11 protein-coding genes and 1 riboswitch are annotated in these 12474 nt (G+C 72.1%); of the genes, 5 read left to right on the forward strand and 6 right to left on the reverse strand.

Annotated features, from left to right (window positions below):
• Window positions 1–11: 11 nt before the first annotated feature.
• A riboswitch (cobalamin riboswitch) is annotated at window positions 12–152 on the reverse strand.
• Window positions 153–155: 3 nt separating this feature from the next.
• Genes cobG through cobJ form a run of 3 tightly spaced genes read left to right on the forward strand, consistent with a single transcriptional unit; the run spans window position 156 to window position 3445 of the window.
• Complete coding sequence (cobG, locus tag ACFYVR_RS00715) at window positions 156–1313, forward strand: precorrin-3B synthase (RefSeq protein WP_387468680.1); 1158 nt, start codon at window positions 156–158, stop codon at window positions 1311–1313.
• An 18-nt stretch (window positions 1314–1331) separates the two neighbouring features.
• Complete coding sequence (locus tag ACFYVR_RS00720; protein ID WP_387468681.1) at window positions 1332–1958, forward strand: precorrin-8X methylmutase; 627 nt, start codon at window positions 1332–1334, stop codon at window positions 1956–1958.
• On the forward strand, window positions 1958–3445 hold the full coding sequence (gene cobJ, locus ACFYVR_RS00725) for a precorrin-3B C(17)-methyltransferase (RefSeq protein ID WP_387468682.1): 1488 nt from the start codon (window positions 1958–1960) through the stop codon (window positions 3443–3445). Before ACFYVR_RS00720 ends, cobJ begins: the two co-directional genes overlap by 1 nt.
• A gap of 27 nt (window positions 3446–3472) precedes the next feature.
• Here cobJ and ACFYVR_RS00730 read toward each other — a convergent pair whose 3' ends face one another.
• Complete coding sequence (locus ACFYVR_RS00730; RefSeq protein WP_387468683.1) at window positions 3473–3772, reverse strand: hypothetical protein; 300 nt, start codon at window positions 3770–3772, stop codon at window positions 3473–3475.
• A gap of 111 nt (window positions 3773–3883) precedes the next feature.
• On the reverse strand, window positions 3884–7168 hold the full coding sequence (locus ACFYVR_RS00735; protein ID WP_387468684.1) for a protein kinase: 3285 nt from the start codon (window positions 7166–7168) through the stop codon (window positions 3884–3886).
• Window positions 7169–7412: 244 nt separating this feature from the next.
• Between ACFYVR_RS00735 and ACFYVR_RS00740 the strand changes: the two genes are divergently transcribed.
• Window positions 7413–7769 (forward strand): YciI family protein, encoded by a 357-nt coding sequence (locus ACFYVR_RS00740; RefSeq protein ID WP_387468685.1) that lies wholly within the window; start codon window positions 7413–7415, stop codon window positions 7767–7769.
• Between the two features lie 49 nt (window positions 7770–7818).
• Entirely contained in the window at window positions 7819–9057 is a 1239-nt protein-coding gene (locus tag ACFYVR_RS00745; RefSeq protein WP_387468686.1) for an RNA polymerase sigma factor, read from the forward strand.
• Here the strand turns inward: ACFYVR_RS00745 and ACFYVR_RS00750 are convergent.
• The 4 genes from ACFYVR_RS00750 to ACFYVR_RS00765 are packed head-to-tail and all read right to left on the reverse strand — an operon-like array spanning window position 9019 to window position 12464.
• Window positions 9019–9765, reverse strand: a complete 747-nt coding sequence (locus ACFYVR_RS00750; protein ID WP_387468687.1) for a cobalt-precorrin-6A reductase — start codon at window positions 9763–9765, stop codon at window positions 9019–9021. The genes ACFYVR_RS00745 and ACFYVR_RS00750 overlap by 39 nt on opposite strands.
• 1 nt (window position 9766) lies before the next feature.
• Window positions 9767–10516 carry a precorrin-4 C(11)-methyltransferase gene (cobM, locus tag ACFYVR_RS00755; protein WP_387468688.1) on the reverse strand — a complete coding sequence of 250 codons (750 nt, stop codon included), beginning with the start codon at window positions 10514–10516 and terminating at the stop codon, window positions 9767–9769.
• Window positions 10513–11727 (reverse strand): precorrin-6y C5,15-methyltransferase (decarboxylating) subunit CbiE, encoded by a 1215-nt coding sequence (gene cbiE, locus ACFYVR_RS00760; protein ID WP_387468689.1) that lies wholly within the window; start codon window positions 11725–11727, stop codon window positions 10513–10515. The genes cobM and cbiE overlap by 4 nt, the downstream gene beginning before the upstream one ends.
• The gene (locus ACFYVR_RS00765; RefSeq protein WP_387468690.1) at window positions 11727–12464 is read right to left on the reverse strand and encodes an SDR family NAD(P)-dependent oxidoreductase; all 738 of its coding nucleotides are present in this window, start codon (window positions 12462–12464) and stop codon (window positions 11727–11729) included. The genes cbiE and ACFYVR_RS00765 overlap by 1 nt, the downstream gene beginning before the upstream one ends.
• Between the last annotated feature and the right edge of the window lie 10 nt (window positions 12465–12474).

A 12474-nucleotide genomic window follows, 5' to 3' on the forward strand; every position in this document is an offset into this window, starting at 1 on the left:
CGCCCCACTCGGTCTGGGACGGCAGCGTCGGAGGGTCTGACTCCCCGGAGTCCGGGTCACAGTGGCGCGACCGCACCGGAATCGCACCGGTTTCCTCTCGAGCTGCCGCAATCGCCGCTGATCGTACCGGTGCCGTCACCGTAGGCTGGAGGGCGATGTCCGATATCGAATCCCCGGCCCCCCGGTCCCGCCCCGACGCGTGCCCCGGCGCGTTGCAGGTGCACGAGGCCGCCGACGGCGCACTGTCCCGGGTCCGACTGCCCGGCGGTGCACTCACCCACGCTCAGCTCCAGGTCCTCGCCGATGCCGCCCGCGACCTGGGCAACGGCGAACTCGAACTGACGTCCCGCGGCAACATCCAGCTTCGGGCCGTGACCGATCCCGCCGCCTTCGCCGACCGGCTCGCCGCGGCGGGACTGCTGCCCTCGCCGACCCACGAACGGGTCCGCAACATCCTCGCCTCCCCGCTGTCGGGTCGGATCGGCGGAATCGCGGACGTCCGCGGGTGGGCCTCGGCTCTCGACGCCGGTCTCATGGCCGATCCCGACCTCGCCGACCTGCCGGGCCGCGTCCTGTTCACCCTCGACGACGGCCGCGGCGACGTGACGGGGCTGCAGGGCGACCTCGGGCTGCACGCCGTCACGGCGACCGAGGTGGCCCTGACACTCGCCGGTGCCGATCACGGCGTCCGGCTGACCGCCGAGGGTGCGGTCGCGACCCTGCTCGACGCGGCCCGGGCGCTGCGCGAGATCCGCGGCACGCAGTGGCGGCTGCAGGAGATCGAGGACGGCCCGCGCCGGGTGCTCGCCCGGTTGGGTGTGACCGCCACGGCGGACCCCGTCGACCTGGCGGCGCCGGAGTCGGCGGGCCCGATCGGGTGGCTCGACCAGCCCGACGGCACGGTCACCCTCGCGGCAGGCCTGAGGTTCGGGGTGCTGCCCGCCCGGCTGGCGGACTTCCTGGTGGCCGTCGAGCATCCGATCACGGTCACTCCCTGGCGGTCGGTGCTGCTGCACGACCTTGACGAGGGCGTCGCCGAACAGGTGGTGCGCATCCTCGCGCCGATGGGGCTGATCTTCGACGCGAACTCCCCGTGGCTGCAGGTCACTGCCTGCACCGGACGTCCCGGCTGCGCGAAGTCCCTCGCCGACGTCCGCGGGGACGCCGTCGCCGCGGTCGAGTCCGGTGCGCTGCCCGCCGACGGCCGCCAGCACTGGGCCGGCTGCGAGCGGCGGTGCGGGCGCCCCCGCGGTGAGGTGACCGATGTGGTCGCCACCGGCGACGGCTACCGGGTGGACCCGCCGACACCCTGACCCCATATCGTTGGGTGCATGACCGACTACATCCGCGACGGCGCCGAGATCTACCGCCAGTCGTTCGCCACGATCCGGGCCGAAGCCGACCTGTCGAGGTTCCCCGCGGACGTTGCCCAGGCGGTCGTCCGGATGATCCACGCGTGCGGCCAGGTCGATCTGACCGACGACGTCGCGTTCAGCCCCGGGGTCGTCTCCGCGGCACGCGCCGCGCTCCGCGACGGGGCGCCGATCTTCTGCGACGCGACGATGGTCGCGTCCGGGGTGACGCGAAAGCGCTTGCCCGCGCACAACGATGTGGTGTGCCTGCTGGGTGACCCGCGCACGCCCGTGATCGCCGAGAAGCTCGGCAACACCCGATCCGCTGCCGCGCTGGAACTGTGGGGTCCGAAGCTCGAGGGTGCCGTCGTCGCGATCGGCAACGCCCCGACCGCGCTGTTCCACCTGCTCGACATGCTCGATCAGGGTGCGCCCCGGCCCGCGGCGATCATCGGCTGCCCGGTCGGGTTCATCGGCGCCGCAGAGTCCAAGGAGGACCTGATCGTTCGCGCCGGCGACATCGACTACCTCGCGGTACGGGGGCGCCGCGGTGGCAGCGCCATCACCGCGGCCGCGCTGAACGCGATCGCGACGGAGGTCGAGTGATGGCGGGCACACTCTGGGGCATCGGACTCGGGCCCGGCGACCCGGAACTGGTCACGGTCAAGGCCGCCCGGATCATCGGCGAGGCGGACGTCGTCGCGTTCCACAGCGCCCGGCACGGCCGCAGCATCTCCCGGGCCGTCGCCGCGCCCTACCTGCGCGAGGGCCAGATCGAGGAACACCTCGTGTACCCGGTGACCACCGAGACGGTCGACCACCCCGGCGGTTACCAGGGCGCGATCGACGACTTCTACGCCGAGGCGTCCGAGACCCTCGCCGCGCACCTCGCCGCAGGTCGGACGGTCGCATTGCTCGCCGCGGGCGATCCGCTGTTCTACAGCTCCTACATGCACATGCACAAGCGGCTGTGCGACCGCTTCGACGCCGAGGTGATTCCCGGGGTGACCTCGATCAGCGCCGCCTCCGCCGCGCTCGGGGTGCCGCTCGTCGAACGCGACGAAGTGCTCACGATCCTGCCCGGCACCCTGCCCGCCGAGGAGCTGACCCGACGACTGCGCGCCACCGACTCCGCCGCGATCCTCAAGCTCGGCCGCACGTTCCCGGCGGTGCGGCAGGCCCTCGCGGACTCCGGTCGACTCGCCGAGGCCTCGTACGTGGAGCGGGCCAGCACCGACAAGCAGCGGGTGCTCGCCGCCGCCGACGTCGACGACGCCGATGTGCCGTACTTCTCCATCGCGATCGTCCCGAGCCCGTCCAACAATCCGGCCGCACAACGAGATTCGGAGCCGGGGTCGGTGACCGTCGTCGGTCTCGGACCCGGCGACGACGCCTGGACCACCTCCGAGGTCCGCGACGAACTGGCCCGCGCCACCGACGTCGTCGGCTACACCACCTACGTCGACCGGGTGCCGGTGCGGCCCGGGCAGAACCGGCATGCCAGCGACAACAAGGTCGAATCCGAGCGCGCCGCAATGGCATTGGATCTCGCCAGGCGCGGTGCCCGCGTCGTCGTGGTGTCCTCCGGCGACCCCGGCGTGTTCGCGATGGCGGCCGCGGTGATCGAGATGGCCGCCGACGAGCAGTGGCGCGACGTGCCGGTGCGTGTCCTGCCGGGCATGACCGCCGCGAACGCCGTCGCCAGCCGAGTCGGCGCACCGCTCGGGCACGACTACGCGATGATCTCGCTCTCCGACCGGCTCAAGCCGTGGGACATCGTCGCCACCCGGATCTCCGCGGTCGCCGCCGCCGACATGGCGATGGCCATCTACAACCCCGCGTCGAAATCGCGCACCTGGCAGGTCGCCGCGATGAAGGAGCTGATCCTCGAGCACCGCTCCCCCGACACCCCGGTCATCGTGGGGCGCGACGTCGCCGGGCCCGAGGAACGGGTCCGGATCGTGCCGCTCGGCGACCTCGAGCCGTCCGAGATCGACATGCGGACACTGCTGATCATCGGCTCGTCACTGACGACCGTGGTCGAATCCGGCGGGGAGCGAAAGGTGTTCACGCCGCGGCGCTACCCGGGCTGACCCCACCGGCACCGCTCCCGGGCGGTGTCAGTGCTCGTCGTAGTGGTCGCCGTGCTCGGCGTGGCGATGCCCGTCGTGGATGTAGTCGACGTGGTCGCCGTGCGGGACGGACACGTGCCCGCACCCCTCGCCGTGGTGGTGGTCGTGGGCGCCGTGTTCCGTGTGCCCCGACGTCTCGCACTCGTCGACGTGGTCGCCGTGCACCTTGTGCAGGTGCCCGTCGTGGACGTAGTCGACGTGGTCGCCGTGTGGCACTGACACGTGCCCGCAGCCCGGTCCGTGAACGTGGGTGTGCTCGGTGTGCGGATGGTGCTCGGTCACCGTCATCGGAACTCTCCCGCCACTTCGTCGGTCGGATCCTGGTGACATCGACGCTAGCCCGGGGCTCCGAGCGCCACAACCGCACCGCGTCGGCCGTCGGTGGACTTCCCGCGCGGGTCAGGCGGATGCGCCGTCCGCCTGCTCGACAACCCAGGCGGCGATCTGCGCCCGCGACGTGAAGCCGAGTTTGGTCAGGATGTGCTCGACGTGGCCCTCGGCGGTGCGCTGCGCTATCACGAGTTGGGCGGCGATCGCCCTGTTGGTCAGTCCTCGGGCCACCAGATCGGCCACCTGCCGTTCACGTTTCGTCAGATTCGATCTGCTGTCGGCGGGGGTCGACGCAGCAGGGGGCGACTCCCGGAGTGCGTAGGTGACCGCGCCGGCGAAATTCAGCGCCCTGCCCGTGCGCTGGGCCGCCTCGAACGCCCGCGTCCCGAGCGCGGCGCGGACCCGACGCTCGCACTGCTCGTGGTGTACGAGCAGGTGCAGGAACAGGAGGGTGGAGCTGCCCACGGCTCGGCGCAGCGACTCGGCTGCTCCCAGGAGCACGGCGGCGCGCTCCGGCTCGCGGCCCTCGCTCTCGATCCACGCCAGTGCCTCCAGATCGGCGGCGGCGATCAGTGCGTCGTCCACCATCCGGGTGAGCCGCAGGCCCTGCTCCAGCAACCGTGCGGCCCGAGTCCGGTCGCCCTGCCTCCACACGGCCACACCCAGCCCCCACAGCGAATACGACCGATACACCGATTCGTGACGCGCCCGGGTCGTTTCGAGCACCTGCTCGTGGCAGGCGGCGGCGCGCGTGGCATCGCCCTGCAGTTCGAGGGTCCACGCGAGCGCTTGCAGGACCGCAACCCCCACCCGGGAGAGCTCGTCCTGTGCGGCGAACCACTCGTGGGCGTCGCTCAGCCGGGTGTGTGCGCGGGGCAGGTCACCGCCGTAGAGCGCCAGCATTCCGTCGCCGCCGGCGATCAGTGCGTAGGCCGCTCGGTCGCCGCCGCGCGCGGCCAGTTCCTGTCCTTCGTCCATGAGAGCCTTCCCGGCGGGCAGGTCGCCCTGCATGCCGGCGAGCACACCGGCGGCGTACAGGGCGCGGATCCGTTCTTCGACCGGCAGCGGTGGTCGACGAGCGAGTGCCCGGCCCAGCCAGTTCCGTCCCTCACTGAGCCGGCCGCGCGCAGCCCAGAACGGAAACAGGCCGACGGCGATCAGCGGCCCGGCCGTGCTCGTCTCGTCCGAGTGGGTCAGGCCGAACTCCATCGCCTCACGTAGGTTCGACTGCTCCCGGTCCAGGCGCTCGATCCACTCCACCTGCCGGGGGCCGATCCAGCCGGCCTCCGCATCCGACACCAGCTGCCGGTACCACTCGTGGTGCCGGCGGTGCAGCGCCCCGAGTTCACCGGCCTGCTCCGCCTTCTCCCGGCCGTAGGCTCGCAGGGTTTCGAGCATCCGGTAGCGCACGGCGTCACCGCTCTGCCCGCGGATCACGATCGACTTGTCGACCAGCGACGCGACGGTGTCCATCACCTCCTCGGGGTCCAGATCTCCCGCGCACACGTCGTGCGCCGCATCGAGTTCGAAGCTGCCGGCGAACACCGCCAGGTGCGCCCACAGCCGTTGGTCCTGCTCGGTGCAGAGCTCGTAACTCCAGTCGACCGACAGCCGCAGCGTCTGCTGGCGCGCCGGCACACCGCGAGGACCGCGGGTCAGCAACCGGTACCGGTCGGACAGTCGCTCCAGGACCTGCTCGGGCGACATCGCCCGCAGTCGCGCCGTCGCCAGCTCGATCGGCAGCGGCAGGCCGTCGAGACGACGGCAGATCTCGGCCACCGTCGCGCGGTTGGCGTCGGTGACCTCGAATCCCGGCACCGCGGCGGCCGCCCGCTCCTCGAACAGCGTGATCGCGTCGTACGCCCGCGCGCCCTGGGCGGAGGGACCGTAGTCCGGGTCGGGAACGGTGAGTGGTGGCACCGCCAACACTGATTCCCCGCCGACGCCCAACGCCTCGCGGCTGGTGGCCAGGATCCGCAGTTCCGGGCAGCTGCGAAGCAGGTTGCCGGCGAGTTCGGCGGCCGCGTCGACCACCTGCTCGCAGTTGTCCAGTACGAGCAGCAGCTGCCGGGAGGCGAGAAACTCCACCACCACGTCCTCGAACGGCCGCGCCGACGGGTTCCGCACTCCGAGCGCGGTGGCGACGACGTGCACGAGCAGCGACCGGTCTCGCAACTCGTCCAGCTCGACCCGGCACACCCCGTCCCGGAATCCGCGTCGCAGGTCCGCCGCGGCGCGGAACGCGAGACGCGTCTTCCCCACCCCGCCGATCCCGGTCAACGTCACCAGACGCGAGGTCGACAGCGTCTCCTTGACCTCGGTCAGTTCACGACGGCGCCCGACGAAGCTGGTGAGCTCGAGTGGCAGCTCGCCGGTCGCGCTCGTCGCGGCGGCGAGCGGGCGCACCGGCGGCGTACCGGGCGGTCGCTCTTCTCGCCGCGGGCTGCCCGGCGCGGGCAGCAGGGCCATGTCGTCGGGAACGAGACCGCGCCCGACCTGGACCCTGCGCAGTTCGTCACCGAGATCCGCGGCGGTGGCCGGACGCCGGTCGGGGTCGGCGGACATCGCCCGCTCGACGACCGCGCTCACGTCGTCGGCGATGCCCCGTTCACGCAGATCCGGGACGGGTTCGGTGGTGATCCGCAGGAACTGCGCCACCACCTGTTCGCCGACGCGGCGTTCGAATGCGGCGTGGCCGGTGAGAACGCTGAACAGGGTCGCGCCGAGACCGTAGACGTCCGATGCGGCGCTCGGCGGATCCCCCTCGAGCACCTCGGGTGCCGTGAACGCCGGGGATCCGGTGACGGTGCCGGTGGCGGTCGTGAACCCGCCGAGGATGTGGGCGATCCCGAAGTCGGTGAGTGCCGGCTCGCCGTAATCGGTCAGCAGGATGTTCGCCGGTTTGACATCGCGGTGGACGACGCCGAGTCGGTGAGCGGTCTCGAGGGCCCCGGCGATCCTCACACCGAGGCGAAGCGTCTCGGCGAGGTCGAGCGGTCCGTCGCGGCGGAGGTGGGCATCCAACGAATCGCGCTCGTGGTACTGCATCACGATGTAGGGGCGACCCCGGTCGGTGGTACCGGCCTGCAGGACACCGACGATGTTCGGATGTCCGGTCAGCCGGCCCATCGCCCGCTGTTCCCGGACGAAGCGCGCCAGCGTCTCCTCGTCGAGGTCGGCCATGAGGACCTTCACGGCCACGGTGCGGTCCAGCGACGGCTGCACGCAGCGGTAGACCACGCCGAATCCCCCGCGCCCGATCTCCTCCGCGTCGTCGAATCCGGCGAGGCTCAGCTCCGCCGCGACCGCGGGGGTCACGGTGCGTTGGGTCCGGAGCGGATCGCTGTCGGCCATCTCACCGCGCCGCCGTGAATCTTCCGGACACCGCATCGGGCGGGCACGGCCCGTACACGTGCACCTGTACTCACCTCGCAAGGACGTGTCATCCAGAGTATCGCCGCCGCGGTCGGGCCCGGATCCCGCGAGTGGTGTGGGCTCCCGGAGAGAAAGTCTCCGGGACGTGTCGATTTCGGGTACGGCCGTTCGACTCACAGGTAGCGGCGGGGAACGGCCCCGCCGGAGAACCCGAGGAGCCGTCATGCCCCGCTACCTTTCCCTGATCAGGGTCGACGAACGTACCGCCCCCGCCGACGGACCGAGCCCCGAACTGATGGAACGGATGGGCGCGCTGCTCGACGAGGTGACCAAGGCCGGTGTCATGCTCGACACGCAGGGCCTGACCCCCAGTTCGGAGGGCACCCGGATCACCTGGTCGGGCGGCGAGCTCAGCTACACCGACGGACCGTTCACCGAGAGCAAGGAGGTGATCGGCGGCTACGCGATCATGCAGTGCAAGGACAAGGCCGAGGCGCTCGAATGGTCCCGGCGGTTCCTGCAGGTGCACGAGGACTACTGGACCGTGACCCTGGAACTGCGTCAGATCGCCGAGGACTGACCACCCGGTGTCCTTGACCCGCCCCCACGGGTTTGCTGTCATCGGACCCGTGGGGACGCAGCCGGTCGACGAGGCGATCGAAACGGTCTTTCGGATCGAATCGCCGCGGATCATCGCGGCCACCACCCGCATCGTCCGCGACATCGGCCTCGCCGAGGAACTCGCGCAGGACGCCCTCGTCGCGGCGCTCGAGCAGTGGCCGCACACCGGCATCCCCGACCGCCCCGGGGCGTGGTTGATCGCGACCGCTCGGCATCGCGCAGTCGACCTGGTGCGTCGTGAACAGACGTACAACCGCAAGCTCGCCGAACTGGGCCGTGACCTGGGAGACGTACCGGCGCCGGACCTGCCGCCGGATCCGGACGACATCGACGACGACCTGCTGCGGCTGATCTTCGTCGCATGCCATCCGGTGCTGTCCACGCCGGCGCGGATCGCGTTGACCCTGCGCCTGCTCGGCGGACTGACGACCGCGGAGATCGCCCGCGCGGTCCTCGCCCCGGAATCGACCGTCGCGCAGCGGATCGTGCGCGCGAAGCGGACACTGGCCGCGAAACAGGTGCCGTTCGAGGTGCCCGTCGGCGCCGACCGCGCGGGTCGGCTGGCGTCCGTGCTCGAGGTCGTCTACCTGATGTTCAACGAGGGCTACTCGGCGACCGCGGGTGACGACCTGCTGCGGCCCGCGCTGTGCGACGAGGCGTTGCGGCTGGCGCGGGTGCTCGCCGCGCTGATGCCCGACGAGCCCGAGGTGCACGGTCTGCTCGCGCTGCTGAGTCTGCAGGCGTCGCGCACCGCCACCCGCGTCGCCGCCGACGGGTCGCCGGTGCTGCTGGCCGACCAGGACCGGGCCCGCTGGAACCGGCTGCTGATCCGGCTCGGTCTCGAGTCACTGCTGCGCGCCGGCACGGGGCCGTACTCGCTGCAGGCCGCGATCGCGGCCTGTCACGCCCGCGCTGCACGGTACGAGGACACCGACTGGGCGGCGATCGCCGCCCTGTACGGCCACCTGTACACGGTGACCCCCTCCCCGGTGGTCGAGCTGAACCGGGCCGTCGCGGTCGCCAAGGCGCAGGGGCCGCAGGCGGCGCTCGTCATTGTCGATTCGCTCACCGAGAACCCGGCACTGCGCGGCTACCACCTGCTGCCGAGCGTCCGCGGCGACCTGCTCGAGCAGCTCGGCCGGCGCGACGACGCGCGCTCGGAGTTCACCCGTGCCGCCGGACTGACCTCGAACCAGCGCGAACGCGAACTACTGCTGCGCCGCGCCGACGCGGTGAACCCAGGCTGACGCCTCGGTGACGGCGCCGACGACGGGCACCCCCGCGGGCAGCGCGGGCCGCTCCACCACGACCACCGGTATCCCCGACTCGCGGGCGGCGACCAGCTTCGCCTCGGTGAGCGGCCCGCCGCTGTTCTTCGTCACGACGACCTCGATGCGGTGGTCGCGGAGCAACGCGATCTCCGACTCGACGGTGAACGGACCGCGATCGAGCAGCAGTTCCGTCTCGGCCGGCAGGGCCCCTTCGGGAGGGTCGATGGCGCGGATCAGGTACCGGCCCGGTGCGTCGGCGAACGCGTCGACGCCCTGCCGTCCGATGGTGAGCAGAATGCGCTCGCCCAGGGTCGGCACCGTGCGCGCGGCCGTCGCCAGGTCCGGAACCGGGTGCCACCGGTCGCCCGCGACCGGAACCCACGCGGGCCGGCGCAGCACCAGCAGCGGTGTCCCCACGCGTGCCGTGGCGGCAGCGGCGTTCGCGGTGATCCGCGCGGCGAACGGATGGGTCGCGTCCACGACGGCGTCGACGCCGTTGTCGCGCAACCACGTCGCGAGCCCGTCGACGCCCCCGAAACCGCCGACGCGGACCTCTCCCGCGGGCAGCCGCGGTTCACGGACCCGGCCCGCCAGCGAGGAGACACACTCGATCCCGGGCTCGTCGACCAGCACGCCGGCCAGTGCACGCGCCTCCGACGTCCCGCCGAGGACCAGCAGACGCACGTCAGTGCGTGATGCGACTGCGCGTCGCCGAGTAGAGGTAGCTGTCCGGGAACCCCTCCGCGGCGAGCACCCGACCCACCACGATCACGGCCGTCTTGGTGACACCGGCGTCGTGGACCTGCGCCGCAATCGAATCCACGGTGCCGCGCAGCACGATCTCGTCGGGACGGCTGGCGTACGCCACGACCGCGACCGGGCAGTCGCCGCCGTACGGGCCGCGCAGCTCGTCCGCGACCTGGTCGATGCGGTGCGCGGCGAGGTGGATCACCACCGTCGCGCCGCTCGCACCGAGCGTGGCCAGGTCCTCGCCCTCGGGCATCGCGGTGGACAGGGTGGACACGCGGGTGAGCACGATCGACTGCGAGACGCCCGGCACAGTCAGCTCCCGGCCCAGGGTCGCCGCGGCCGCCGCGAAGGCCGGGACGCCGGGCACGATCTCGTAGGCGACACCGGCGGCGTCGAGGCGCCGCGCCTGCTCGGCGACCGCACTGTAGATCGACGGGTCGCCGGAGTGCAGTCGCGCCACGTCCTTGCCGGCCCGGTCGGCGGCGACGAGTAGCTCGGTGATCCGATCGAGGTCCAGGCGGGCGGTGTCGACGATCTCGGCCCCCTCGGGGCACAGGTCGAGCAGTTCGGTCGGTACCAGGCTGCCCGCGTACAGGCACACCGGGCTCTGCCCGATGATCCGGGCACCGCGCACGGTGATCAGATCGGCCGCGCCGGGGCCGGCACCGATGAAACGAACGGTCACGGGGTGTTCTCCTTCGTCACGATCCACTGCGAGACCGGCAGTTGGGGGCGCCAGGCGGTGAATCCGCCGAGCGCGCCGCCGCGGTAGATCTGGAACTTGCGCAATGCACCGCCGTGCTCGGCGTGCCAGCGCAGCAGCAGCACCTCGGATTCGGCGGTGACGGCGTTGACGACCATGCGGCCGCCGACGGGCAGCGCGGCCCAGCACGACTCGAAGACACCCGGCACGGTGACGCCGCCGCCGAGGAAGATCGCATCGGGTTCCGGTGCGCCGGACAGCGATTCGGGTGCGGCGCCGCGGACGTCGAGCTGCGGGACACCGAGCCGGGTCGCGTTCGCGGCGATCCGGTCCCGGCGGGTGGCGTCCAGCTCGAACGTGACCGCGCGACAGGTGGGGTCGGCGCGCATCCACTCGATCGCGATGCTGCCCGAACCGCCACCGACGTCCCACAGCAGCTCCCCCGGCTCGGGAGCCAGCGCACCGACGGTGAGGGCGCGGACCTCCTGCTTGGTCAGCTGCCCGTCCGAGTCGAACGCGTCGTCCGGCAGTCCGGGTGTCCTGGTGAGGCGCACCGCGTCCGGCCCGCGTCGGCACTCCAGCGCGAGCAGGTTCAGCGGATCGCCCGCGGTGCGGGACCACTGCGCGGCCGTACCCGAGAAGGTCGACTCGAGCCGGCCGCCGAGCTGCTCGAGCACGGTGACCGTCGTGTCGCCGAAGCCGTGGTTCCGCAACAGTTCCGCGACCAGTGCGGGGGTTCCCGCGTCCCGGGACAGGACCAGCAGCCTGCGACCCTGCGCGAGGTGCGGGAGCAACGTCGCCGCCGGCGCCGTCACCAGCGACACCACCGGCGTCTCGTGCATCGCCCACCCGAGGCGCGCGCACGCGAGCGACGCCGACGACGGCTGCGGCAGCACCCGGACCCGGTCCGCGCCGAGCAGCCGGACGAGCGTCACCCCGATGCCGTGGAACATCGGGTCGCCGCTGGCCAGCACGCAGATGCGGCGGCCGTCGTGCTCGGCGAACAGCGCAGGCAGGGCCGGAACCAGGGGTGTGGGCCACGGCACCCGGACCGCGGACGAGTCGGGTACCAGCGAGAGTTGCCGCGCCGAACCGACGAGTACCTCGGCGTCCTCGACCGCGCGACGCGCGTTGGGCGACAGCCCGTCCCAGCCGTCGGCGCCGATGCCGACGACGGTGACCACACCGCCCATCAGCGGGGCATCCGACGCCAGATCGCCTGCGGCAGCAGCCGCATCACGAAGAACGCCGGGCGCAGCAGCCCCGGAACCCACACCCGCGCGCGTCCCTTGCCGAGCGCGGTGACCACCGCGTCCGCGACCTGACCGGGGGTGCTCGACATCGGCGCCGCAGTCATGCCCTCGGTCATCCGGCCGATCACGAAACCGGGCCGTACCAGCAGCAGCGACACCCCGCTGCCGTGCAGGGCGTCACCGAGTCCGCTGGCGAACCCGTCCAGTCCTGCCTTCGCGGACCCGTACACGTAGTTGGCGCGACGCACCCGGATGCCGGCGACCGACGAGAACACCACGATCCGACCCGACCCCTGCGCTCGCAGCAACTGCGCCAGGTGGGTCAGCACCGACACCTGCGCGACGTAGTCGGTGTGGATGACGTTCACGGCGTGCTGGGCGTCGGTCTCCGCGCGCGTCTGGTCGCCGAGGATCCCGAACGCGAGCACCACGGTGTCGATCGGTCCCAGTTCCACGATCTCCGACAGCACCCGCGCGTGATCGGCGATCCGGTCGGCGTCGAACTCCACGGTGTGCACCTCGGACGCACCGGCGCCGAGGACCGCCGCGCGCTCGGCGTCGAGTCGGTCGCTGCGCCGCGCCGCCAGCACCACGCGGCGACCGGCCGCCAGCCGGGTCGCGACCTCGACACCTATCTCGCTGCGTCCACCGAGGACGACCACCGAACCGACACTCATGTGTCCAGTG

The organism is Rhodococcus sp. NPDC003318, assembly GCF_042879035.1.
Lineage (GTDB): Bacteria > Actinomycetota > Actinomycetes > Mycobacteriales > Mycobacteriaceae > Rhodococcus_G.